The sequence below is a fragment of the Streptomyces sp. NPDC059010 genome (assembly GCF_042740355.1).
Lineage (GTDB): Bacteria > Actinomycetota > Actinomycetes > Streptomycetales > Streptomycetaceae > Streptomyces.
Map to the genome: position 1 here is coordinate 155,947 of NZ_JBHYJA010000001.1, position 23,341 is coordinate 179,287.

Below are 23,341 nucleotides of genomic sequence, written 5' to 3' on the forward strand. Positions count from 1 at the left end.
CCCTGACTTTTCATGATTTACACGCCCCCCGGCGCTGCTTTTGAAGACGCTCCCTGTTGTTCGTTCGGTTGCCGTGTTCGCGTCTGTTCGGTGGGTGCCGCGAGAGTGGTCACCCATTTGACGGACACGAGGTCAGGCCGTCAGGAGTTCAGATAGGTGAGCACCGCGAGCACGCGCCGGTGATCCCCGTCGCTCTGGGACAGCCCGAGCTTGAGGAAGATGTTGCTGACGTGCTTCTCGACGGCACCGTCGCTCACCACCAGCTGCCGGGCGATCGCGGAATTCGTCCGTCCCTCGGCCATCAGCCCCAGGACCTCCCGCTCTCTCGGGGTGAGCCCCGCGAGGACGTCCTGCTTACGGCTGCGGCCCAGCAGCTGGGCGACGACCTCCGGGTCGAGGGCGGTCCCCCCTCGGGCCACCCGCACGACCGCGTCCACGAACTCCCGAACCTCCGCCACGCGGTCCTTCAGCAGATAGCCGACCCCGCGGCTGGACCCGGCCAGCAGTTCCGTGGCGTACCGCTCCTCCACGTACTGCGAGAGGACGAGTACCCCGAGTTCGGGGTGTGTCTTGCGCAGCTCTACGGCAGCCCGCACCCCTTCGTCCGTGTGCGTGGGCGGCATCCGTACATCCGCGACCACCACGTCCGGCAGCTCGCCCTGTCCGTCCAGCTCCGTGATGGTCTTGATCAGGGCGTCTCCGTCCCCGACCCCCGCCACGACCTCATGCCCACGGTCGGTCAACAGCCGGGTCAGTCCCTCCCTGAGCAGCACCGAGTCCTCGGCGATGACCACCCGCACCCTGTCCTCCACGATCCTTGGCCCCCCGAGCCTTGGCGTTCGGCCGAGCGTCCCCCGGCCCTGTCGTCCCTCGCGACCTCAGTATCCCGCGATCGGCTCTTCCTTATCGGGCCTGTGGACAACCTGCCCGCCCGTGTTCGAATCGAGCGGGAACGAAGGAGGCGTCTTCGAGGCGCATGCTCAGGGCGCGTTCGGTTTTCGGGTCCCAGAGGGAGATGCGGTCGCCCTGGGGGCCGAAGGTCACGACGGGGCGGGTGACGGGTGGGAGGGGGCCGTAGACCGGGGGCGTTTTGCTGGTGGGACGGATGCAGACGAAGTGGGATTCGAGGCCGTGGAAGTCGTCGGGGGTGCGGCCGGTGACGAGGGCGCGCTGGTCGGCGGCGGCCCGGGCGTCGGCGCGTCCCACGGCGACGACGCTCAGCAGCAGCGCGGCCAGGCAACCGAAGGCGATGCCCACCCGCATGGTGTCCGTGAACCGTGTCCCGGACCGCGCGTACGCGCGGTGGATGAAGCCCGCCGTGCCCGTGATCAGGAGGAACCCGGCCAGTGCGCACAGGGCGGGGAAGATCCCGGCGCCCAGCAGATCCCACCAGTCGGTCGTGACGTCGTCGTCGGGGAGACCGAAGTGCGAGAGGTACTTGCTCTGGACGATGCCGCCGATGCGCGGCACACCGGCGAGCAGCACGGGCACGGCCAGCGGAATCGTCCAGGGCAGAGCGAGGCGTACGGCGGCGGAGTACAGGACGGCGTGCCGCAGCCCCCAGCCGCCGACCGAGTACGCCGCAGTGAGAGCGACGGCGAGGCAGACCGTCAGCGGCAATCCGGGCTTCTCCGGTGCGGCACCGAAACGGTCGATCACGGCCCCGAGGCCCGCCCCCGCCGCGCCGCCGATGCCGAGCAGCAGGAACGGGGGTCTGTAGGGCCGGGGGGCCACGGGACGCAGCCTGTACTCACCCTCGCGGAGCGGCTGGGGGTCGAGTGCCGTGGAGAGCGAGTGGATGTCCGGGGTCGCGGGGTGTGGGCCGGTGGGCGGCGTGGTGGGGCGCGGGGCGGTGCCCGGTGTCGTGGGTTGTGAGCCGTTACTCGGAGCCGTGGACTGTGGGCCGGTGTTGCGTGCCGGGGCCGGTGCGCCGGCGCCCGGTGGGGAGGGTGGCGAGGGTGGCGGGGCCTGAGGCACGGAGAGGAACCGTTCCGGCCGGTTCTCGCGACTCGCTCGACTCTGGCGTCTGTCTCGGCCCCCGCGTCCGTCTCGGCCCTCCCGGCTCGCTCGGCGGTCCCTCAGCGCGACCCGGACCCTGTCCCGTAGGGGACGCCGGACCGGTACGACTTCCCAGCCCCGGCTGTGCGTCTCCGGCCGGCGCATCAGCGCGGCCTCCCGCACGATCACATCCAGCCCGCTCTGCCCGGCCAGTCGCTCCAGCTCCCAGGCGGCCTGCGCGGCCGCCCCTCGCCGCGCCCCCAGCAGCCGTACCTCCACCACCCGGGCCACATAGGACGGTGTCTGCCCGGCTGCCGGTCCCTCACCGGACCTCGGCTCCCGGACCGGCCAGCCGAGGCCCTCGAACTGCTCCTCCGCCAGCCTGATCTCGTCCGGGTCGTCCCGTATCTCCACGAGCACTCGCACCCGGTGATCGAACGGCCGCCCCGACGCGGCCCCCGACGACGCCGCGCCCCCGTCACCGACCTGCGGAACGGGCAGGGGCGCCTCGGCCCGCTGCCCGTACGTCCGCCCCCGTATCCGTCCCAGAACCCCGCGCCCGGTCAACGCACCGTCCCCCTGATCCGCCTGCAAACCGCAGATCAGCGTGCCACCCCGCGCCCGATCAGGCGACCAGAACTGCACAGCTCGAAGTACACAGCTCGAACTACACAGTCCGAAGTACACAGCCCGAACTTACACAGTCCGAATCACACGGCCCGAACTACACGGCCCGAACTACACGGCCCGCCAGGGCAGCTCCGCTGTGACCCGTGTGGGCCCCCCGACCGGCGAGTCCACCACCAGGATCCCGTCCACCGCGTCCAGCCGCTCCGCGAGTCCTGCCAGCCCGGAGCCGCCGGAGACGTCCGCGCCGCCGATCCCGTTGTCCACGACCTGCAGCATCAGCCGGTTCTCGACCCGCCACACATCGACGGCCGCCCAGGTGGCCCGCGAGTGCTTGCTGATGTTCTGGAGCAGTTCCGACACCGTGAAGTAGGCGATCCCCTCGATCGCCGGCACCGGACGGTCCTCCAGATCCACCTGCACCTCCACCGGCACCGTGCAGCGCGAGGCGACCGCCGACAGGGCGGCGTCCAGGCCGCGGTCGGTGAGGACGGCCGGATGGATGCCGCGCGCGAGATCGCGCAGCTCCTGCAGCGCCGTCTTCACCTCGCCGTGCGCCTCGTCGACCATCCGGGCCGCGGCGTGCGGGTCCTCCGCGAGCTTCTCCTTGGCCAGGCCCAGCCCCATGGCGAGGTTGACCAGGCGGGCCTGGGCACCGTCGTGCAGGTCGCGCTCGATGCGGCGCAGGTCGGCAGCGGCCGTATCGACCACGACACCGCGGTCCGACTCCAGCTCCACCACGCGCGTGGCCAGCCGGGACGGGCCGAGCAGGCCGTGCACCAGCAGCCGGTCGACCGTCGTCAGCGCCCGCACGATCCAGGGCGTGGCCAGCGTGAACAGCAGGCCCACCAGCGCGGTGACCGTGATCTCGAAGGGGTTGTCCAGGTAGATGTGGTGGGTCTCGTCGCCGTACAGCTGAATACCGTCCTGACCGACCCACGCCGGGAAGACCCAGAACCACAGCGGATACGTCAGCAGCGCCCAGCCGTACGCCCAGAGGTTCAGGGCGACGACGAAGGAGAACACCGCCCACGGGAAGTGCAGTACCGCGTACAGCAGGGCCCGCCACGACGTGCCGCTCTTCAGTACGGCGCCCATCCACGCCATGAAGCCGCTCCGGCGCATCCGCAGCGGTTCCGGATCGGCGACGTCCAGCTTCAGCAACGCACGCGCGCGTGTCCGCTCCAGCGCCCCGAAGCCGCGGCAGCCGGCCAGGCCCGCCGCCAGCACCGGGATGCCGAGGAACGTCACCAGCAGGCCGGCGCCCAGCGACACCATCGTGATGGCGTACACGAACAGCACGAGGCTGATCGGGAAGCTCAGCAGCACATATCCGAACTCGCGCCAGCTGCGTGCCTCGAACGGCGCCCGCAGCCCGGCCGGCAGCCGGTGCCGGCGCTCACCGCCCTGCTCGGGAAGGCCGCGCTCGGGGAAATCGAGCCCGTGCCCGTAGCCCTGTCCGTACTCCGTGGCCATCGGCGTCGTCCGTTCTCCTCGTCCCGTCAGCCCCGTCGGGGCTGTGCCGTCGTACCTCCACCCTCGCCGAGAGCGGCTGCGTCCGACATGGAGGCCGTCGGCGTCTTGAACGGGGGGTTTTCCCTACCCCTCCCCGGCGGCGCGGTCCCGCCAGGGCAGTTCGGCCGTCACCGTGGTGGGGCCGCCCTGCGGTGACTCGATGACGAACAGGCCGTCCACCGCGTCCAGCCGGTCGGCGAGCCCGCGCATGCCCGTGCCGCCGTCGAGACGTGCGCCGCCGCGGCCGTTGTCCCACACCTGGATGAGCAGCCGGTCGTTCGCCCGCCACACATCCACCGACGCCGTCTTCGCGCCGCTGTGCTTGCTGATGTTCTGCAGCAGCTCGGAGACGGTGAAGTAGGCGATGCCCTCGATGGCCTGGACCGGTCTGGACAGCAGGTCGACGGTCACTTTCACCGGCACCGTGCAGCGCGAGGCGACCGCCGACAGGGCGGCGTCCAGGCCGCGGTCGGTGAGAACGGCCGGATGGATGCCGCGCGCGAGATCGCGCAGCTCCTGGAGCGCGAGCTTCACCTCGCCGTGGGCCTCGTCGACCATGGCCGCCGCCGAGTCGGGGTCCTCCAGAAGCTTCTCCTTGGCCAGGCCCAGCCCCATGGCCAGGTTGACCAGGCGGGCCTGCGCGCCGTCGTGCAGGTCGCGCTCGATACGCCGCAGGTCGGCCGCCGCCGTATCCACGACGACCCCCCGGTCCGACTCCAGTTCGGCGATACGGCGCTCCAGCTCGTCGGAGGGCGACAGCAGGCCGCGCACCATCGCGCGGTCCGCGTTCGCGAGGCCCCGCGCGATGAACGGCAGCACCGGCCACAGCACGAACAGCGAGGTCAGCGTGATGACGAAGGTGAGGATGCCCCAGGGCAGGCGAATGAAGTCGTACAGGATCGTGCGCCAGCCGACCGGGTCCTTCAGCGCCAGCCACAGCTGCGGGAAGAAACCGTTGCGTCCGCCGCGCAACGGCAGCGGACTCGGCTCGTCCACCCGCACCCCGAGCAACGCACGCGCGCGTGCCCGCTCCAGCTTGCCCAGCTGCCGCGCGCCCACCAGCCCTGCCGCGAGCAGCGGGAACCCGATCACGGTCAGCGTCAGAAAGGCACCGGTGGACAGCACCGTCACGACGTAGACGAAGCCGAGCAGCGACGCCGGAAGGTTCGCCAGGAGATGCGCGATCTCCTTCCAGGTGTGCCGGTCGTAGGCGAAACGGGCCGGCGGCAGAGGTGGCTGCTCGCCGTCGGAGCGCCAGGAGGAGTTCCTGGTGTTCCTGGTGTCCCTGGTGTCCCGTGAAGGGCTGGGGCGTTCGGTCATATGGGCTAGCGTGCCGCGCGCCGCGCCGCCGCGCCATGAGGCGGACCGCCGCCGTCTACGGGGGAAATCCCCACCCCCGGGCCCGGCAGGCTGCCGCGCTCTTCCCGAGCCGTCGTATATCGACGGGATCTCAAGGCGTGACGGGCTGCTTACGGTGTCTCTAGCAGGGCCTAGACTCCCGTGCGTACAGATCGTCGAACACCGGTGTTCATCCGCGTTCATCGGCGTTCACGAGGTCACAAGTCGGAGGACACTGGTCACAGGGCCGGTTCCTGGGGCACCGGTCACAAGGTCAGGGAGCGAGGGGCGGACGTGTCGGAACAGACCGTCGTCGTCGCGGCGGATGCGCATTACGTCGTCGTCTCGGCGGACTACTTCCAGTCCTACTCGGTCGTCGGACTGCTGGCCGTCATCGGCGTGCTGTTCGTCGCCGTCGCCTTCGGCGCGGGCCGCCTGCTGCGCCCGGTGGTCCCCACGCCCGAGAAGCTCCTGACATACGAGTGCGGCGTCGACCCGGTCGGCGAGGGCTGGGCCCACACCCAGGTCCGCTACTACGTCTACGCCTTCCTGTACGTGATCTTCGCCATCGACTCGATCTTCCTGTTCCCCTGGGCGACGGTCTTCGCCGACCCCGGCTACGGCGCGACGACGCTCGTCGAGATGTTCATCTTCCTCGGCTTCCTGGCCGTGGGCCTGCTCTACGCATACAAGAAGGGCGTTCTGGCATGGACGTGACGCCGGAAGTGAATTCGCCGGAGCCCGTTCTGCTGCCGGAGCCGAAGCGGCTGGGCGCGCTGTCCCGCCTCGCGCCCGAGCCGATGAAGGTGATCCTCAACTGGGGCCGCCGCTACTCCCTCTGGGTCTTCAACTTCGGCCTCGCCTGCTGCGCGATCGAGTTCATCGCCGCGTCGATGGCCCGGCACGACTTCATCCGCCTCGGCGTGATCCCGTTCGCCCCCGGCCCGCGCCAGGCGGACCTGATGGTGGTGTCCGGCACGGTCACGGACAAGATGGCCCCGGCCGTGAAGCGCCTGTACGAACAGATGCCCGAGCCGAAGTACGTCATCTCCTTCGGTGCCTGCTCGAACTGCGGCGGCCCGTACTGGGACTCCTACTCCGTCACCAAGGGCGTCGACCAGATCATCCCGGTGGACGTCTACGTCCCGGGCTGCCCGCCCCGCCCCGAGGCCCTGCTCCAGGGAATCCTGAAGCTCCAGGAGAAGATCGCGCGCGAGTCGCTGGGGGAGCGGTACGGAAGCGGCGCGGGCCGCCCGTCGGCGGCCGCACTGCAGAGTGGCTTGGTTCGGGGGCCGGGGGTGGCGCTGGGGAGTGATGGTGCGGGTGCGGGGGGAACGGATGCCGGTGGTGCCGGTGGTGCGGATGGAACGGTTGCCGGTGGTGCCGGTGGAGGCGGCGCGGTGAAAGCATCGGCCGCGGATGGCGGTGCCGCTGGCGGCGCTGGTGGTGCTGTCGGCGCCGGCGGCGGTAACGGTGCGGGCGGCGGTAACGGTGCGGGGGAGGCCGACCGATGACGACCACCGGCTGGCTGCCCACCCCCGTCGAGGACCTCTTCGGCCCGGAGGCCACGGCCGAGGAGTCGTACGAGGTCCTGACGGTCGACGTACCCCCGACCTCCTGGATCGCGGCACTGCAGACGGCCCGCGACGAACTGGGCTGCACCTACTTCGACTGGCTGAGCGCGGTCGACGAACCGGGCACCGGCTTCCGCGTCGCCGCCCACGTCGTCGCCCTGTCTCCGGTACGACGCCTGCTGGTCCGCACGACGGTCCCGCACGAGGCACCGACGCTGCCCTCGGCGGTCGGCGTCTACGCGGGCGCGGCCTGGCACGAGCGGGAGACACACGAGATGTTCGGCGTGCTGTTCCCGGACCACCCCGCCCTGAACCACCTGCTCCTCCCGGACAACTTCGAGGGCCACCCCCTCCGCAAGGACTTCGTCCTGGCAGCCCGCGTCGCCAAGGCCTGGCCCGGCGCCAAGGAGCCCGGCGAGTCCGAACACGGCGGCCCGAAACGCCGCCAGATGCTCCCTCCCGGCGTCCCCGACCCCAACGAATGGGGCCCCCTGAAGGGCCAACTCCCCCCTGCCCCGGCCCGCCCGGCCAGAGGCGCGGGGCGCGCAGCCGGCGAGCGCCCGGCTCGGGCTGCGGGGGAGCGTCCGGCTCGGGCTGCGGGGGAGCGTCCGGCGCGGGCTGCCGGGGAGCGGCCTGTGCGGCGGGCGCGTACGGCGGCGGAAGGTTCGGCGAGTCAGGCGGTTCAGGCAGATCGGGCAGATCAGGCGAGCCAAGCGGGCGGGGAGGCGTCTGGGACTACGGGGCCTGGAGCACCGGCGGGTGCTGGGCCGCGTCGGGCGCGTACCGCTGCGGAGGGTTCGGCCAGCCAGGCGGCGTCTGCAGCCGGGGCACCGGAGGGCGCCGCTCCGCGTCGGGCCCGCACGGCTGCCGAGGGTTCGGTGAGCCATGCGGGGGCCTCGGCAGGTGGGGCTTCTGCGGAGGCGGACGCCTCGGGAGGCGGAGCACCGGCGGCTGGTGCTGCGCCACGCCGTGCTCGTACGGCCGCGGAGGGTTCGGCCAGCCAAAGCGCCGCTGGAGGAGCCGAGACCTCGGCGGAGACAGGTGCGTCCGAGCCGGGAACCGGCGCGTCGCCGACCAGGACCGGGGCCGATACATCGGCCGGTACGGCGGCCGGGCCTCGCCGGGCGAGGAGCGCAGGCGAGGGCTCGGCGAGCCAGCGGGCTGCGTCCGATGCGGCCTCTTCCGACATGGCCGCTTCCGACACGGCCGCGTCCGACACCACCGCGTCCGATGCGGCCGCTTCCGGTGAGGCGTCGGCTGATGGGGCATCGGCCGAAGTGACCGGCGAAGCCGCCGTGTCTTCCGCCGCCTCGGTCACTCCAACGACCCCCAAGGCCCCGCGCAGCCCCGACGCCCCGTGGCACCACGCTCGCCCGGCCTTCGACGAGCCGGAACCGGAGCCCGGGCGACGAGCCGAGCCGGCTCCGCAGCACGAGGGCGAGCCAGCACCGAAGACCTCCGCGGAGCCTGATGCCCCGGAGCCCCAGCCCGAGCCGGAGGCCGCACCTCGCCCCGACAGCGAGCCGCGCCAAGCAACCGAGCCTCAGCCCGACTCGGCCGCCGAGCAGCCCGAGCCCGACACCGACGCGGCAGGTCCCGACGAGCCCGGTCCCGACGAGCCCGGTCCCGGTGAGGCAGGCCCCGACGAGCCCGGCCCCGACGAGGCAGGCACTGCCACCGCCGGACAGGCGCCGAAGGGCGCGCCGGTCGTCACTCCCGACGAGCCTCCCGTATCCGGCGACGAGGTCGCCGAATCCCAGCAAGGCCCCGGGGGCGTACCCACCCCCGAGCCCGGCCCGTCCGACCCCGCGGGCACCCCCGAAGCCGAAGATCCCGCAGAACCCACCGACGACCGCACCGACGACCGCACCGACCCCGCAGGAGGCCCGCAGTGAACGACGCGCTCGACGTCACCCTGCGACTCCTGATCGTGTTCGTCGTTTTCCTCACGTTCCCCCTGATCATCGGCCAGACCGAGCACAAGGTGATGGCCCATATGCAGGGCCGCCTCGGCCCGATGTACGCCGGCGGCTTCCACGGCTGGGCCCAGCTCGTCGCCGACGGCGTGAAGTTCGCGCAGAAGGAAGACATCGTCCCGGCCGGCGCGGACCGCCGTATCTTCCAGCTCGCCCCCGCCGTCGCCCTCCTCCCGTATCTGCTCGTCCTCCTCGCCATCCCCATCGGCCCGAGCGAGGGCGCGGTCGGCGAGGTCATCGACGCGGGCGTCTTCTTCGTGCTCGCCGTCATGGGCGTCGGCGTCCTCGGCGCACTCATGGCCGGCTGGGCCTCCGCCAACAAGTTCTCCCTCCTCGGCGGCCTGCGCACCGCCGCCCAGCTCCTCGCCTACGAACTCCCGATGCTGCTGACCGCCGCCTCCGTCGCGATGGCGGCCGGCACCGTCTCCCTTCCCGGCATCCTCGACGCGTTCGAGTGGTGGTGGCTGCCCTGGCAGATCGTCGGCGCGATCGTCTTCTTCGTGGCCGGCCTGGCCGAACTCCAGCGCCCGCCCTTCGACATGCCCGTCGCCGACTCGGAGATCATCTTCGGCGCCTACACCGAGTACACCGGTCTCCGCTTCGCGCTCTTCCTCCTCGCCGAATACGCCGGAATCGTCGTCCTGTGCGGCCTGACCACCGTCCTCTTCCTGGGCGGCTGGCACGGTCCCTGGGGCGCCGACGGACTCGGCTGGGTCTGGACCCTGCTGAAGGCGGCCGTTCTCGCCTTCATCGTGATCTGGCTCCGCGTCACCTATCCCCGCCTGCGCGAGGACCAGCTCCAGAAGCTCTCCTGGACCCTCCTCGTCCCCCTTTCCCTCGCCCAGATCGCCCTCACCGGCGTCGTCAAGGTGGTGATCCAGTAACCATGGCCCCCATCCCCGGAAGTGGCCTGGCCAAGGGCCTGGCCGTCACCCTCCGCACGATGACGAAGAGGTCCGTCACCGCGCAGTACCCGGACGCCCAGCCCGACCTCCCGCCCCGCACCCGCGGTGTGATCGGCCTGTTCGAGGAGAACTGCACGGTCTGCATGCTGTGTGCCCGCGAGTGCCCGGACTGGTGCATCTACATCGACTCCCACAAGGAGACGGTCCCGGCGGCGACCCCTGGCGGCCGCGAACGCAGCCGCAACGTCCTAGACCGCTTCGCCATCGACTTCTCCCTGTGCATGTACTGCGGTATCTGCATCGAGGTCTGTCCTTTCGACGCCCTGTTCTGGTCCCCGGAGTTCGAGTACGCCGAGACCGACATCCGCGAGCTCACCCACGAGCGCGACAAGCTCCGCGAGTGGATGTGGACGGTCCCGGCCCCGCCCGCCCTGGACCCCGGCGCGGAGGAGCCCAAGGAGATCGCAGCCGCCCGCAAGACCGCCGAGAAACTGGCCGCCGCGCAGGCCGAACCGCAGGAGGGAGAGTCGTGAGCCTCGCCGCCGACAGCCACGGCTTCCTCTCCCCGACCGGCGTCGAGATCGCCTTCCTCCTCGTCGGCCTGGTCACCTTCGGCGCCGCGCTGGTCACCGTCACCACCCGGCAGCTGGTGCACGCCGCCCTGTGGCTGGTGGTCACACTCGGCGGCCTCGCCGTCGAGTACCTCCTGCTCACCGCGGAGTTCATCGCCTGGGTGCAGGTCCTCATCTACGTAGGCTCCGTCGTCGTCCTCCTTCTGTTCGGTCTGATGCTCACCAAGGCCCCCATCGGCCGCTCCCCGGACGCCGACTCCGGCAACCGCTGGGCCGCCCTCGCGGTGGCCGTCGCCGCCGCGGCCGCCCTGATCTGGGTGGTCGTCGACGCCTTCCGCACGACCTGGATCGACCTCGACGGCCCCGCCGCCGGCTCCACCCGGGCCACCGGCGAGAGTCTGTTCCAGAACTGGGTCCTCCCCTTCGAGGGCCTGTCCGTCCTCCTCCTCGCCGCCCTGGTCGGCGCGATCGTCCTGTCCCGAAAGGCGAAGGAGGAGTCGAGCTCTCCCCCAGTGAACTCCCGGGCCATGACCGGGAGTTCCCCATCCGTCCCCGATTCCCGCAATCACCCGATCGGGCGAAATGGGTCGGTCGAGGGAACCAAGCCGGCCGAGCAGGAAGGCGCCCGCTGATGCACCTCGCCTATCCCGCCGTACTCTCCGCTCTTCTCTTCTGCACCGGCCTGTACGGCGTACTCGCCCGCCGCAACGCGATCCTGGTCCTGATGTCGGTCGAGCTGATGCTCAACGCCGTCAACCTCAACCTGGTCGCCTTCGACGTCTGGCTCAGCAGGGCCGCAGAGGAGACCCTGCACTCCGGCCAGGCCCTGACCCTGTTCACCATCACCATCGCCGCCGCCGAGATCGGCATCGGCCTGGCGATCGTCCTCGCCGTCCACCGCAACCGCGGCACCTCGGACATCGACAAGCTCCGCGACACCGCCGAGGGTCACGAAACCGACGGCCCCGACCACGACGCCCTCACGGCCGGGCAGGCCGAGAAGGCTGAGGCCACCGCGTGACCACGACCACCCTCGCCGTACTCGTCCCCCTCCTGCCGTTCCTGGGCGCCGCGGCCGGCCTGCTCCTGGGCCGCACGGCACCCGGCTTCGTCCGCCCGCTCGCCGTTCTGCCGACGCTCGTGTCCCTCGTGCTCGCCGCGGTGGTCGCCGTGCGACAGGGCGGTGACCAGGCGATCAACGCCGCCACCGAACTCACGCCCACCGGCTCGGTCCCGATCGACCTCGCCCTGTACATCGACGGCTTCGCCGCCCTCGTCGCCGTACTCGTCGGCGTCGTCGCGACCTGCGTGCAGATCTACTCGACGGGCTACCTCCGCGACGACCCGCGCTACCCCTCCTACGCCGCGCTCGTCTCCCTGTTCACCTCCGCCATGCTGCTCGTCGTCTACTCCGGTGACCTGATGGTGCTGCTGGTCGGCTGGGAGATCATGGGCATCTGCTCGTACTTCCTGGTCGGCCACTACTGGGAGACCCCGGAGGCCCGCGCCGCCTCCATCAAGGCCTTCCTGGTGACCAAGCTCGGTGACGTCCCCTTCCTCATCGGCCTGTTCGCGCTGGCCACCGACGCCGGGTCGTTCCGCATCACGAAGGTCCTCGGCACCGTCGCGAGCGGCGGGCTCGACCACCCGACGCTGATCGCCCTGCTGCTCCTCGCGGGCGTGGCCGGCAAGTCGGCGCAGTTCCCGCTGCACACCTGGCTCCCCGACGCGATGGCCGGTCCGACGCCCGTCTCCGCGCTGATCCACGCCGCGACGATGGTCGCCGCCGGTGTCTACTTCGTCGCCCGTCTCCTTCCGGTGTTCGAGGCCTCGCAGGCCGCGATGATCGTCCTCGCCGTGATGGCCGCCGTCACGATGGTCGGCTCCGGTCTCGCCGCGCTCGCCCAGGACGACATCAAGCGCGTGCTCGCCTACTCGACGATCGGCCAGCTCGGTTACATGACCGGCGCCCTGGCCGTCGCCGACCGTGGTGCCGCCGTCTTCCACCTCCTGTCGCACGGCGCCTTCAAGGCGCTGCTGTTCCTCGCGGCCGGCGTGATCATCCATGCCGCCGGCACCAACTCGCTGGCCGCCATGTCCCGCATGGGCCACCTGCGCAACCGGGTCCCCGACGCCTACTGGACGATGACCGTGGCGCTTCTCGCGCTCGCCGCGATCCCGCCGTTCAGCGGCTTCTTCTCCAAGGAGTCCGTCCTCGGCGCCGCCGAACACGTCGTCACCGGCCACACCGAGCACGCCCCCGCCGCCACGGGCTGGCTCGTCCTCGTCTCCGGCCTGCTCACGGCCCTGCTCACCGCCGCCTACGCGATGCGCCTGTGGCTGCTGGCCTTCCGCGGCCGGGGCGCCGAGGCCCCCGACCATGGCAGGCAGCCGCTGACGATGACCGTGGTGCTGTGGGTGCTCGCCGTGCCGTCCCTCGCCGTCGGCGCGCTCGCCTACCCCGTGCTCCCCGACTGGTTCGACGGCCGCGACCTCACCCCGACCCTCACCACATCCGTACTCGGCACCGGCGTGGCCCTCGTCGGAGGCATCGTCACCTACGCCGCCTGGCGCCACACCACCGCGCTCGCCGCCCGTGTCCCGCTGGGCGCGGTCGCGGCCCACCCCGAGGGCGACGCCGCCCAGGTCGAGGCCGAGGCCATCGCCAGCCACGCGCCCGCCTACGGGGGAGTGGCCTACGCAGCCGACCCGTCGGACCCCGGCCGATTGCTGCTCGGCCCGCTGCACCGGCACGCGGCCGTCGGCTTTCACCTCGACGCCGTGTACCGGACGTTGTTCGTCCGCCCGGTGCAGGGCGGCGCAAGTCTCGTCAGGTTCCTCGACCGCGAAGTCGTCGACACCTACGTACGCGGCGCGGGCGCTCTACCCCGCTGGCTCGGCATCGCCGTACGGCGCGCCCAGACCGGCAATGTGCAGACCTATGTGAGCGCGCTGCTCGCCGGCACCGTCGTCCTCGCGGTCGCCGCCGTCCTCGTCGCCACGGGAGCGTGAGCAGGCGTGATCGATATCAACGAGTCCGTGATGCAGTTCCTTCTGGCGTTCGTCGTCGTCGGCCCGCTCCTCGGCGCCGCCGCCGCTCTCCTGCCCGCCCCGCCGGGGCTGAAGGGGAAGTCGCCCGAGCAGGCGGTGCTCCGGCACGGCATCACCGTCACCGGCGCAGTCCTCATCGCCGCGCTCGTCCTCGCGCTCGGCTTCGACCACGACCAGCCGTCGAAGATGCAGGCCAGCACGGACATCAGCTGGATCCCCGCACTCGACGTACGCATCCACCTCGGCATCGACGGCATCTCCCTCCCCCTTCTGGTCCTGACCGCGCTGCTGACCTTCCTCTGCGCGCTCTACTCGTACTTCAAGATGCCCTCGGGCCCGACCCCGAAGGCCTTCGTCGCACTGCTGCTCGTCCTGGAGTCCGGCACCCTCGCCACCTTCGCCGTCCTCGACCTGCTGCTGTTCTTCCTCGCCTTCGAGATGGTCCTGATCCCGATGTACTTCCTCATCGCCCGCTGGGGCGGCGAGGGCCGGGCCGCGGCCGCCTGGAAGTTCATCCTGTACACGCTGCTCGGCTCCGTGGTCATGCTGCTCGGCCTGCTCCTGATCGGAATCAAGGCGGGCACATTCGACATGGTGGCACTCGCCACTGACAACGGCCGGTCGCTGACCACATCCGTGCAGGTCATCGCCGTTCTGGCGATCGGGCTCGGGCTCGCGGTCAAGACGCCGATGTGGCCGCTGCACAGCTGGCTGCCCGACGCCCACACCGCCGCCCCCACCGTCGGCTCGGTCCTGCTGGCCGGTGTGCTGCTGAAAATGGGTACGTACGGGTTCGTTCGCATTCTGCTGCCGATCACCCCCGACGGCTTCGCCGACTTCGCGCCCTACCTCGCCGCCTTCGCCGTCGTCGGGATCATCTACGGGTCCCTGGCCTGCCTGGCCCTCGCCAAGCGGGGTGCGAAGGGCGACCTCAAGCGCCTCATCGCCTACTCGTCCGTCGGCCACATGGGCTTCGTGCTGCTCGGCATCGCCACCATGACCCCGACCGGCGTGAACGGCGCCCTGTTCGCCAACATCGCCCACGGCCTCATCACCGGCCTGCTGTTCTTCCTGGTCGGCGCGCTGAAGGACCGTACCGGCACGACCGACCTCGACGCCCTCGCCGAGCAGACCGGCGCCGCGCTGTACGGCAAGGCTCCACGCCTGGGCGGCCTGCTCGCCTTCGCCGCGGTCGCCTCGCTCGGGCTGCCGGGCCTCGCCGGGTTCTGGGGCGAGATGCTCGCACTGTTCGGCGCGTTCGAGCCCGCCGCCGGCCTCAGCCGTCCGGCCTTCCTCACCTTCATGGCGATCGGCGCCTTCGGCACCCTGCTCACCGCCGCGTACCTGCTCGTCGTGGTCCGCCGCGTCTGCATGGGCGCCGTACCGCAGGAAGCCCCGAGGCTCGCCGATGTCCAGAGCTACGAGTTCGTGGCCTGGACCCCGCTCGTCGCCCTCACCGTCGTCGCCGGACTGTGGCCGAAGACCCTCCTCGGCCTCACCGACCCGGCCGTGCAGCAGCTCCTCGCAGGAGGCACCCGATGAGCTCCCTGGCCCAGCCCCTGGCCGCCTCGCTGGTCCAGTCCGTCGACTGGCTCGCCATCGCGCCGCCCACCGTCGCGGCGGTCGTCGCACTCGTGGTCCTCGTCGCCGACCTGTTCCTGGCGGAGAGCAGGAAAGCCCTGCTCGGCTGGGTGTCCGTGGCCGGCCTGGCCGCCTCGGCGCTCCTGCTGGTGCCCCTCCTGGACGGTGACCGCTCCACCTTCTGCCTCTCCGGTGACCCCGGCATCTGCAGCTACACGGCCGACCGCTTCACCCTCGTCATCCAGTTCCTGGTCCTCGGCGGCGCCCTCCTCGCGGCCCTTCTGTCGGTCACCACCCTCAGGGACGCCAAGAAGGAACTCCCCGAAGGGGAGTTCTGGTTCCTGCTGCTCTCCTCCGCGGCCGGAGCCGCCCTCCTGCCCGCCTCCCGGGACCTGGCGACGCTCATCGTCGCCCTCGAAGTCGCCTCGCTCCCCGCCTTCGCGCTGGTCGGCCTGCGCCACGGCGACCGAAAGTCCTCCGAAGCGGCCCTGAAGTTCTTCCTGTCCTCGGTCACCGCGACCGCGGTCAGCCTCATGGGCATCAGCTTCGTGTACGCCTCCACAGGCACCCTCTACCTCACCCAGATCGCCGAGCGGATCCAGAACGTCGACGGGCAGTTCCAGATCCTCACCCAGACCGGAGTCGTCCTCACCCTGATCGGCTTCGCCTTCAAGACGGCCGCCGTGCCCTTCCATTTCTGGGTGCCGGACACCTATGTGGGTGCGCCCCTGCCGGTCGCCGCCTATCTGTCGGTCGTCGGCAAGGCGGTCGGCTTCACCGGCCTGATCCTCATCACGATCATCGCCCTCCCCTCCTACGCCGACGTCTGGGGCCCCGCCCTCGCGGCGCTCGCCGCGCTCACCATGACCGTCGGCAACGTCGGCGCCCTGCGCCAGCAGGCCACGCGCGCGTACAGCGCGGTACGCCTGCTCGCCTGGTCCTCCGTCGGCCAGGCCGGCTACCTCCTGGTGCCGATCGCCGCCGCCGCGTACTCCGACGACCCCGAGCGGTCCATCGGCTCCACCGTCGCCTACGCCCTCATGTACGCCGCCGTGAACCTCGGCGCCTTCGCGGTGGCCGCACTGGTCGGTCGTACAAAGCCCCTCAACCGCGTCAGCGACTACCGCGGCCTGTACGCGCGCAACCCACTGTCCGCCCTGATCCTGGCCTTCTTCCTGCTATGCCTCGCCGGACTCCCGCCCGGCATCATCGGCCTGTTCGCCAAGGTCACCGTCTTCTCCGCCGCCGTCGACGCGGGCCTCGGCTGGCTGGCCGTGGTCATGGCCGTCAACGTCGTGATCGCGCTGTTCTACTACCTCCAGTGGACGGCCCTGCTGTTCCGCGCCCCCGAGGGCGAGCCCGTCAAACACCTCGTCCCCGCTCCCGTGACGGCCACGATGGCCCTCACCGGCGTGGTCGGCATCGTCCTGTCGGGAGCCCCTCAGCTGATCCTGCGCTTCGCCGACACCGGGCTCTTCTGAGCCCTGGCGCGTTCCGCACGCGCGCGTGGAGCGGCCCACGCCCCACGCGCGTGCCGGAGCCTTCACCCGGACGGCCCACGCCCGCCGCCGTACGCACCAGGGAACCCGTGGCCCTCGCCTGGCGTTGACCAGTACGGAAGGGTCCACTGGACGTGACACCACGGCACCAGTGGCACCGCAGATCGAGCAGCAAAGGGTTCCCCTGCCGCACCACTTGGAGGGCGTACCGTGCACCGCCGGCACAACGGGCTCAGGACCGCAGTCCTCCTCGGGGGACTGTCCGCACTCATCATCGTCATCGGCAGCTTCTTCGGCCGCATGGGGCTCGTTGTCGCGGTCCTGATCGCGCTGGGTACGAACGCGTACGCGTACTGGAACAGCGACAAGCTGGCGCTGCGCGCGATGCGGGCCCGCCCGGTCAGCGAGTTCGAGGCCCCGGCGCTGTACCGCATGGTCCGCGAGCTCTCCACCCAGGCCCGCCAGCCCATGCCCCGCCTGTACATCTCCCCGACGGAGGCGCCGAACGCGTTCGCGACCGGCCGCAACCCGCGCAACGCCGCCGTGTGCTGCACCGAAGGAATCCTGCGCATCCTCGACGAGCGAGAACTGCGCGCCGTCATCGGCCACGAACTCAGCCACGTCTACAACCGCGACATCCTGATCTCATCGGTCGCCGGAGCCCTCGCCTCGGTGATCATGTTCCTGGTCAACTTCGCCTGGCTGATCCCGATCGGCCGCTCCGACGACGACGAGGGCCCCGGCATCCTCGGCCTGCTGCTGATCATGATCCTGGGCCCGCTCGCCGCCTCACTCATCCAGCTGGCCATCAGCCGCTCCCGGGAGTACGAGGCCGACGCGTCCGGCGCCCAGCTCACCGGTGACCCGCTCGCCCTCGCCAGCGCGCTGCGCAAGCTCGAACTCGGTACCAAGCAGCTCCCGCTGCCCCCCGAGCCCCGCATCGAGACCGCCAGCCACATGATGATCGCGAACCCCTTCCGCCCGGGTCAGGGGTTGTCCAGAATGTTCTCCACACACCCGCCGATGGCGGACCGTATCGCCCGGCTCGAAAAGATGGCAGGCCCCCCACAGTGAAGACCATCCTCAACGTCATCTGGCTCGTCCTGAGCGGCTTCTGGCTGTTCCTCGCCTATCTGCTCGCGGGCCTCCTGCTCTGCATCACCATCATCGGCATCCCGTTCGGCATCGCCGCCTTCCGGATCGGCGTCTACGCCCTGTGGCCCTTCGGATACACCACGGTCGAGCGCCGCGACGCCGGAGCCCCCTCCTGCGTGGGCAACGTCCTGTGGCTGGTCCTCGCGGGCTGGTGGCTGGCCATCGGCCACATCGTCACGGGTCTCGCCCTCTGCATCACGATCATCGGTATCCCGTTCGGCATCGCCAACTTCAAGCTGATCCCGGTGTCGCTGTTCCCGCTGGGCCGCGAAATCGTGCCGACGGACCAGCCGTTCTCGTCGCGCTGGTAGCCGCTGGGACAGGGGCGTTAGCCGCAGGGTTTTCCACAACCCGACGGTTGTCCACAGGCTGGCCCGATTGTCAGTGGCGGCTTGCATCATGAATGCATGACCGAGAACGAGCAGTTGCTGACGAAGGTGGCGGACAAGGCCCGCAACACCCGTCCGTGGGGCTGGCCTTCACTCCCCGAGCCTGTGGACGCGGCCACCCTTGCCCGCGCCGAGGCCACCCTCGGCTTCCGTCTGCCTCAACTGCTCGCCGACCTCTACCTGCGTATAGGAGACGGCGGATTCGGCCCGGAGTACGGCCTGTTGCCCCTGCTCGACAGCCCTCCGGCCGGCGAGCCCGCCGCCGTCACGCAGTACCTCGCCAACCGCGAGAGCGCCCGCAAGGACCCCGACTGGCCCTGGCCCGAAGGCGTCCTTCCGATATCCCACTGGGGCTGCGCGATGTACGCGTGCGTGGACTGCCGCAGCCCTGAGGCCACCGTCCTGCTCTTCGAACCGAACGCCGACGACGCCGACCGGGCGTGGTACGTCGACGCCCCGAGCCTCACCGACTGGCTGCGCGCCTGGGTCGACGGCACGGGTTGGTACGAGGAGGCGAACGAGGAGCTGGAGATGGCCCCTTGGGCTGACTTCCACATACGTACGGAGGCGACACGGACGTCCTGAGCAGGCGTGCGCCGATGGCTGGCGACTCGGCCGACGGGCGCTGAGCGGACCGTTCGTTGTGAGTGGACCGACTGTGACGGTGTGCCGAGAGGACCGATGACCGTCGCTCGGGCCACGACGGATACGGACGCCGAGGAGACCCGGCTAATTCTCGCGCCCTCGGCGATGTCCAGCGGCCCTACCTACCGGTCTCTACTCCCCGCCACCCGACCGCTCCACCACCCACCGCCGCACGCCGTACGCGATCACACCCACCGCCAGCACGCCCGCACCGGCAACGACCGATATCCCCGGAAGGGAGAACGCCAGCACCACGCAGCCGAGAAGCCCGACCGCCGGGACGAGCCGTGCAGTCGGCTTCGAGTCGAGCGTCCAGGCCGAGGCATTGGCCACGGCGTAGTAGGCCAGCACACCGAAGGAGGAGAACCCGATCGCGCCCCGTACGTCCACCGTGGCGGCCAGGACCGCGACCACCGCACCCACGGCCAGTTCGGCCCGGTGCGGTACCTGGAAGCGCGGATGCACGGCCGCCAGAGCGCCCGGCAGATGACGGTCGCGGGCCATGGCCAGCGTCGTCCGCGAGACGCCCAGGATCAGGGCGAGCAGTGAGCCCAGCGCGGCGACGGCCGCACCGACCCGCACCACGGGCGCCAGCCCCGGCACCCCGGCCGCCCGCACCGCGTCGGCCAGCGGCGCCCCCGCTTCCCCGAGAGCCTCCGACCCCAGCACGGAAAGGACAGCCACCGCCACACACGCGTACACCACCAGCGCGATGCCCAGGGCCAGCGGAATCGCCCGGGGGATCGTGCGCGCCGGGTCCCGCACCTCCTCACCGAGGGTCGCGATCCGCGCGTACCCGGCGAAGGCGAAGAACAGCAGCCCCGCCGCCTGCAGCATCCCGCCCACGCCGCCCGAGACCCCGACGTCCAGCCGCCCGGCATCGGACTCGCCGGACCCCAGACACACGACCACCACACAAGCGAGGACAGCCAGGACCACCGCAACGATCACCCGCGTCAGCCAGGCGGACTTCTGCACGCCGCCGTAGTTCACCGCGGTCAGTGCCACCACGGCCGCGACCGCCACCGCGTGCGCCTGCGCCGGCCAGACGTACGCACCCACAGTGAGCGCCATCGCCGCACAGGACGCCGTCTTGCCCACGACGAACGACCAGCCCGCGAGATACCCCCAGAACTCCCCGAGCCGCTCGCGGCCGTACACATACGTGCCACCGGAGGCCGGATACAAGGCGGCCAGCCGCGCCGACGACGTGGCGTTGCAGTAGGCGACCACGGCGACGACCGCGAGCCCGAGCAACAGCCCGGATCCGGCCGCGCGCGCGGCCGGTGCCAGGGCGGCGAAGATTCCGGCTCCGACCATCGAGCCGAGCCCGATGACCACGGCGTCCCCGACCCCCAGGGTGCGCCGCAGCTGGGAAGCAGAACTGGAGCCCGTCATGGCCCGAACCCTACTGATCAGTGCAACCGAGGAGTGCCACGGTGACGTCCTCTCCTTCAACAGGACACGAACAAGCGCGCCACGAGCCGGTCTCAGAGCCGAGCGGCACGCGGCACGCAAAGCACACGCACGTCGCGCCACGCACAGCCCGTCCGCACCGAAGTCACACAGGTCGGACAGTGAAAGCGCAGCGCGGAAGGGCAGGTTCAGGGCATGACCATCATCAGCTGGATCATCCTGGGGCTGTTGGCCGGGGCCATCGCCAAGTTCCTGCTGCCGGGCCGCGACCCGGGCGGCTTCATCGGCACGACGATCATCGGTATCTCCGGCGCGTTCATCGGTGGCTGGATCTCGTCCCGCTGGCTGGACCACCCGATCACCAAGGACTTCTACGACGGCGCCACCTGGGCCGCCGCTATCGGCGGCTCACTCGTGCTCCTGATCGCCTACCGCATCCTGTTCGGCCACTCGCGCAACTGAGCCAGGAGCACACCCCCGGACCGCAGCCAGCAGGCGAGAAGGGTGGGCACCCTCGGGGGTGCCCACCCTTCCTCGTCCTTCCCGCGACCTACGACCGTGAGTCAGCGGCTCACCGGTAGTTCACGAACTGCACTGCGAACTCGAAGTCCTTGCCCTTCAGCAGGGCGATCACGGCCTGCAGGTCGTCCCGGCTCTTCGAGCTGACCCGCAGCTCGTCGCCCTGCACCTGCGCCTTCACGCCCTTCGGGCCCTCGTCGCGAATGATCTTCGCCACCTTCTTCGCGTTCTCCTGGGAGATGCCCTCCTCGATGGACGCGAAGATCCTGTAGTCCTTGCCCGAGAGCTGGGGCTCGCCCGCGTCCAGGGCCTTCAGCGAGATCCCGCGCTTGATCAGCTTGGACTGGAAGACGTCGAGGACAGCCTTCACCCGGTCCTCGGAGTTCGCCTCCATCAGGATCTTGTCACCGGACCACGCGATCGAGGCGCCCACGCCCTTGAAGTCGTAGCGCTGCGAAACCTCCTTGGCGGCCTGGTTGAGGGCGTTGTCGACCTCCTGCCGCTCGACCTTCGAGACGATGTCGAAACTGGAGTCGGCCATGTCCTGTGGCTCCTTGTATCGGGGTGCGTGTGGGGTGCGTGTCGGCGGGCGTGGGGTGGCCGCCGAGCCCGGGGCAGGCCCCGGACCGCATCCGGACAAGCCTAGCCACCCCTGGTCCTCAGAGAGGCGATCAATCGGGTGGCGAAGCACCCCCAGGCATCGGGTATTGTTTACGTCGTTGCCAGGGAGCACCGCCGAAAAGCGGTTCGAACAAGGCAGCAAACCCGGCGGTGTGCCCGAGCGGCCAAAGGGAGCAGACTGTAAATCTGCCGGCTCAGCCTTCCCAGGTTCGAATCCTGGCGCCGCCACGCTGAGAGAAGCCCCTTCCAATCTGCGGAAACGCAGTGCGGAGGGGGTTTCTTTTTATTCGAACGCGCACGTTCGAACGGCGACCGCTCCTCCTTGGGCGCCAGGGCATCGGCGTCGTTGCGGCGGGACCTGGCAGGGAGTCGGTCCCATCTGCGGCCCAGGCGCGCACGCGCGCGTGTGTGTGCCCGTACCAAGTCACCTAGCCGTTCTGCGCGCGCAGTTCTGAGGCAGTCACCTTTGCCTGTTACGTCCGCTGTTTTTGTGCCTGCTGCTCAGGCTTGTCCCTCACCCCTGTGACTTGCGCGGACGCCGGCCGTCCTGGGAACACCCGTTCCGCGGTCAGCAGTGGTCGAAGAGGAGACGGGCCCCGGGTCCAAGGCGTCGCGGACGGCGGTCAGGATGTCCTCGGTGTCGGCGCCGAGGGCTCGGGCGGAGGAGGTGAAGTCCCGGGCCAGAGTGGTGAGTTGGTCGGCATCGTGGGCGTATGGCTCGGACGGGAGCGCCGCGACCCGGGTGCCCGCGCCACGGCGGGTGCGGATCAGCTCGGCGGCCTCCAGCTCGCGGTAGGCGCGGGCCACGGTGCCCGGCGCCAGGCCGAGGTCGGCGGCGAGCTGGCGCACGGTCGGCAGGCGCTCGCCCTCGGTCAGCCGACCGGTGCGGATCAGGGCGGCCAGCTGGGCGCGGATCTGCTCGTACGGCGGTACCTGGCTGGCGGTGTCGACGCGAAGGGCGGGGTCACTCATCGTCGAAAGTCCCATCGTGGGCCGCCTCGTCCTCCACTGCCCGGGGTGCCACGACGGTGACCAGGGACCATCCGAACGTGAACAGGCTCAGCAGGCCCAGGGGGCAGAGCACCACGATGGTGGCCGCGCCCAGCGGGCCGGCGCAAGCATTCTCCGTGAGCGCGACGAAGATCATCAGTACAACGAGCAGCACCTGGCTCGACACCAGCAGCCCCCAGGCTCCGGTGGTCGCCCACGCGCGGTCGCGGCGCTGCTGGTCGCCGCCCGGGCTGTGGGCGATACGGCGCAGGGCCCAGACGCAGACGGGGGTTCCCACCGCGAGGGCGGCGAACATCGGGCCGCTGTAGTACAGGCCGGGCCAGGGGCCGAGGGAGGTGCGCATCCCTTCGCAGGTGACGGTGATGACGCGTCCCGCTCTGCCTGACCGGTCGGGGTCGGAGGAGGCCGTGACCGCGCCGATCACCAACAGGGTGACGAGGGACGCGGCCTCCAGAAGAAGCAGGGGCGCCATACGGGGCGGCACCTGGTCCCGGACCAGCCGCGGGGCGAGACTCGCGGTGCGTACCGCTTCCTGGGGACGCAGGGTCAGGGCGTCGCCGAGCAGAACACCGCCCACCGCGCACAGGCCGAAAGCGGTGATGGCGAACACGAGGGGCAGCGTGATGTCGCCGCTCTCCATCGTGACCAACTGCTGTGCGACCACGATGCCGATGGCCAGGCCGGACCAGCGGGCGTAGTGGTCGGCGTGGTCGAGGAGCCGGGACTGGAGCGGGACGGTGTCGAGCATATGGAGATCCCCCCAGATCATCTTGTATCAAATAGTGGGTACAAGATGGCCCGGCTCGGAATCTTGTGTCAAATGCTCGACACAAGGGGATTCGCAAGGAGACGGCTTCTGGCGCAAGGGAGTTCCCTCCTGCGCGAAGAAGGGGACGTCCTCCGGCTCAGGGGGCCCCTTGGTTTTTCGCGTTCCATCTCCCAGCCCGGG

At 70.6% G+C, this 23,341-nt stretch carries 20 protein-coding genes, 1 tRNA gene and 2 pseudogenes; 15 read left to right on the forward strand and 8 right to left on the reverse strand.

Features of this window, described 5'->3' with window-relative positions; all coding sequences use genetic code 11:
- Nucleotides 1-140: 140 nt before the first annotated feature.
- The 4 genes from ACFWYS_RS00765 to ACFWYS_RS00780 form a co-directional block, all read right to left on the reverse strand.
- Nucleotides 141-800 carry a LuxR C-terminal-related transcriptional regulator gene (locus ACFWYS_RS00765; protein ID WP_384762216.1) on the reverse strand — a complete coding sequence of 220 codons (660 nt, stop codon included), beginning with the start codon at nt 798-800 and terminating at the stop codon, nt 141-143.
- Nucleotides 801-903: 103 nt separating this feature from the next.
- Nucleotides 904-2,424, reverse strand: a complete 1,521-nt coding sequence (locus ACFWYS_RS00770; protein WP_384761772.1) for a hypothetical protein — start codon at nt 2,422-2,424, stop codon at nt 904-906.
- Nucleotides 2,425-2,736: 312 nt separating this feature from the next.
- Nucleotides 2,737-4,101 (reverse strand): sensor histidine kinase, encoded by a 1,365-nt coding sequence (locus ACFWYS_RS00775; RefSeq protein WP_384761773.1) that lies wholly within the window; start codon nt 4,099-4,101, stop codon nt 2,737-2,739.
- 123 nt (nt 4,102-4,224) lie between these two features.
- Nucleotides 4,225-5,460 carry a sensor histidine kinase gene (locus ACFWYS_RS00780; protein ID WP_384761775.1) on the reverse strand — a complete coding sequence of 412 codons (1,236 nt, stop codon included), beginning with the start codon at nt 5,458-5,460 and terminating at the stop codon, nt 4,225-4,227.
- A 312-nt stretch (nt 5,461-5,772) separates the two neighbouring features.
- Between ACFWYS_RS00780 and ACFWYS_RS00785 the strand changes: the two genes are divergently transcribed.
- The 13 genes and pseudogenes from ACFWYS_RS00785 (at nt 5,773) to ACFWYS_RS00845 (ending at nt 18,765) form a co-directional block, all read left to right on the forward strand.
- Nucleotides 5,773-6,195 (forward strand): NADH-quinone oxidoreductase subunit A, encoded by a 423-nt coding sequence (locus tag ACFWYS_RS00785; RefSeq protein WP_272114240.1) that lies wholly within the window; start codon nt 5,773-5,775, stop codon nt 6,193-6,195.
- Nucleotides 6,186-6,824: pseudogene (locus ACFWYS_RS00790) on the forward strand (NADH-quinone oxidoreductase subunit B); the annotation flags it as partial. The gene ACFWYS_RS00785 and the pseudogene ACFWYS_RS00790, both read left to right, overlap by 10 nt.
- A 164-nt stretch (nt 6,825-6,988) precedes the next feature.
- Nucleotides 6,989-8,947: an NADH-quinone oxidoreductase subunit C gene (locus ACFWYS_RS00795; RefSeq protein WP_384761777.1), complete on the forward strand. Its 1,959-nt coding sequence runs from the start codon at nt 6,989-6,991 to the stop codon at nt 8,945-8,947.
- Entirely contained in the window at nt 8,944-9,912 is a 969-nt protein-coding gene (locus tag ACFWYS_RS00800; RefSeq protein WP_384761778.1) for an NADH-quinone oxidoreductase subunit H, read from the forward strand. The genes ACFWYS_RS00795 and ACFWYS_RS00800 overlap by 4 nt, the downstream gene beginning before the upstream one ends.
- Before the next feature lie 2 nt (nt 9,913-9,914).
- Nucleotides 9,915-10,466: a NuoI/complex I 23 kDa subunit family protein gene (locus tag ACFWYS_RS00805; RefSeq protein ID WP_384761780.1), complete on the forward strand. Its 552-nt coding sequence runs from the start codon at nt 9,915-9,917 to the stop codon at nt 10,464-10,466.
- The gene (locus ACFWYS_RS00810; RefSeq protein WP_384761782.1) at nt 10,463-11,137 is read left to right on the forward strand and encodes an NADH-quinone oxidoreductase subunit J; all 675 of its coding nucleotides are present in this window, start codon (nt 10,463-10,465) and stop codon (nt 11,135-11,137) included. The genes ACFWYS_RS00805 and ACFWYS_RS00810 overlap by 4 nt, the downstream gene beginning before the upstream one ends.
- Nucleotides 11,137-11,526: an NADH-quinone oxidoreductase subunit NuoK gene (gene nuoK / locus ACFWYS_RS00815; RefSeq protein ID WP_217205729.1), complete on the forward strand. Its 390-nt coding sequence runs from the start codon at nt 11,137-11,139 to the stop codon at nt 11,524-11,526. Before ACFWYS_RS00810 ends, nuoK begins: the two co-directional genes overlap by 1 nt.
- Nucleotides 11,523-13,517, forward strand: a complete 1,995-nt coding sequence (locus ACFWYS_RS00820) for an NADH-quinone oxidoreductase subunit L (RefSeq protein ID WP_384761784.1) — start codon at nt 11,523-11,525, stop codon at nt 13,515-13,517. Before nuoK ends, ACFWYS_RS00820 begins: the two co-directional genes overlap by 4 nt.
- 6 nt (nt 13,518-13,523) lie before the next feature.
- Entirely contained in the window at nt 13,524-15,098 is a 1,575-nt protein-coding gene (locus ACFWYS_RS00825; RefSeq protein ID WP_384761786.1) for a NuoM family protein, read from the forward strand.
- Nucleotides 15,095-16,618: an NADH-quinone oxidoreductase subunit N gene (locus ACFWYS_RS00830; RefSeq protein ID WP_384761788.1), complete on the forward strand. Its 1,524-nt coding sequence runs from the start codon at nt 15,095-15,097 to the stop codon at nt 16,616-16,618. Before ACFWYS_RS00825 ends, ACFWYS_RS00830 begins: the two co-directional genes overlap by 4 nt.
- 228 nt (nt 16,619-16,846) lie before the next feature.
- Entirely contained in the window at nt 16,847-17,710 is an 864-nt protein-coding gene (htpX, locus tag ACFWYS_RS00835; RefSeq protein WP_384761790.1) for a zinc metalloprotease HtpX, read from the forward strand.
- Nucleotides 17,707-18,102, forward strand: a complete 396-nt coding sequence (locus tag ACFWYS_RS00840) for a YccF domain-containing protein (protein ID WP_384761792.1) — start codon at nt 17,707-17,709, stop codon at nt 18,100-18,102. Before htpX ends, ACFWYS_RS00840 begins: the two co-directional genes overlap by 4 nt.
- Before the next feature lie 96 nt (nt 18,103-18,198).
- Complete coding sequence (locus ACFWYS_RS00845) at nt 18,199-18,765, forward strand: SMI1/KNR4 family protein (protein WP_384761794.1); 567 nt, start codon at nt 18,199-18,201, stop codon at nt 18,763-18,765.
- 192 nt (nt 18,766-18,957) lie between these two features.
- Here the strand turns inward: ACFWYS_RS00845 and ACFWYS_RS00850 are convergent, their stop codons facing one another.
- On the reverse strand, nt 18,958-20,223 hold the full coding sequence (locus ACFWYS_RS00850) for an APC family permease (RefSeq protein ID WP_384761796.1): 1,266 nt from the start codon (nt 20,221-20,223) through the stop codon (nt 18,958-18,960).
- A 213-nt stretch (nt 20,224-20,436) separates the two neighbouring features.
- Here ACFWYS_RS00850 and ACFWYS_RS00855 point away from each other — a divergent pair, with 213 nt between their 5' ends.
- Complete coding sequence (locus ACFWYS_RS00855) at nt 20,437-20,703, forward strand: GlsB/YeaQ/YmgE family stress response membrane protein (RefSeq protein ID WP_272114225.1); 267 nt, start codon at nt 20,437-20,439, stop codon at nt 20,701-20,703.
- 109 nt (nt 20,704-20,812) lie between these two features.
- Here the strand turns inward: ACFWYS_RS00855 and ACFWYS_RS00860 are convergent, their stop codons facing one another.
- Nucleotides 20,813-21,301 (reverse strand): YajQ family cyclic di-GMP-binding protein, encoded by a 489-nt coding sequence (locus ACFWYS_RS00860; protein WP_384761798.1) that lies wholly within the window; start codon nt 21,299-21,301, stop codon nt 20,813-20,815.
- A gap of 226 nt (nt 21,302-21,527) precedes the next feature.
- On the opposite strand from ACFWYS_RS00860, the gene ACFWYS_RS00865 reads away from it, so the two are divergent.
- Nucleotides 21,528-21,609: transfer RNA gene (locus ACFWYS_RS00865), tRNA-Tyr, on the forward strand.
- A 369-nt stretch (nt 21,610-21,978) separates the two neighbouring features.
- Here the strand turns inward: ACFWYS_RS00865 and ACFWYS_RS00870 are convergent.
- A pseudogene (locus ACFWYS_RS00870) lies at nt 21,979-22,353 on the reverse strand (GntR family transcriptional regulator); the annotation flags it as partial.
- The gene (locus ACFWYS_RS00875; RefSeq protein WP_384761800.1) at nt 22,346-23,140 is read right to left on the reverse strand and encodes a hypothetical protein; all 795 of its coding nucleotides are present in this window, start codon (nt 23,138-23,140) and stop codon (nt 22,346-22,348) included. The pseudogene ACFWYS_RS00870 and the gene ACFWYS_RS00875, both read right to left, overlap by 8 nt.
- Between the last annotated feature and the right edge of the window lie 201 nt (nt 23,141-23,341).

Excerpts from the sequence above, each read along its gene's own strand:
- ACFWYS_RS00850 (WP_384761796.1), bottom strand. The coding sequence starts at position 20,223 with ATGACGGGCTCCAGTTCTGCTTCCCAGCTGCGGCGCACCCTGGGGGTC.
- ACFWYS_RS00875 (WP_384761800.1), bottom strand. The coding sequence starts at position 23,140 with ATGCTCGACACCGTCCCGCTCCAGTCCCGGCTCCTCGACCACGCCGAC.
- ACFWYS_RS00830 (WP_384761788.1), top strand. The coding sequence starts at position 15,095 with ATGAGCTCCCTGGCCCAGCCCCTGGCCGCCTCGCTGGTCCAGTCCGTC.
- ACFWYS_RS00780 (WP_384761775.1), bottom strand. The coding sequence starts at position 5,460 with ATGACCGAACGCCCCAGCCCTTCACGGGACACCAGGGACACCAGGAAC.
- ACFWYS_RS00775 (WP_384761773.1), bottom strand. The coding sequence starts at position 4,101 with ATGGCCACGGAGTACGGACAGGGCTACGGGCACGGGCTCGATTTCCCC.
- nuoK (WP_217205729.1), top strand. The coding sequence starts at position 11,137 with ATGCACCTCGCCTATCCCGCCGTACTCTCCGCTCTTCTCTTCTGCACC.
- ACFWYS_RS00860 (WP_384761798.1), bottom strand. The coding sequence starts at position 21,301 with ATGGCCGACTCCAGTTTCGACATCGTCTCGAAGGTCGAGCGGCAGGAG.
- ACFWYS_RS00805 (WP_384761780.1), top strand. The coding sequence starts at position 9,915 with ATGGCCCCCATCCCCGGAAGTGGCCTGGCCAAGGGCCTGGCCGTCACC.
- ACFWYS_RS00795 (WP_384761777.1), top strand. The coding sequence starts at position 6,989 with ATGACGACCACCGGCTGGCTGCCCACCCCCGTCGAGGACCTCTTCGGC.
- ACFWYS_RS00855 (WP_272114225.1), top strand. The coding sequence starts at position 20,437 with ATGACCATCATCAGCTGGATCATCCTGGGGCTGTTGGCCGGGGCCATC.
- ACFWYS_RS00845 (WP_384761794.1), top strand. The coding sequence starts at position 18,199 with ATGACCGAGAACGAGCAGTTGCTGACGAAGGTGGCGGACAAGGCCCGC.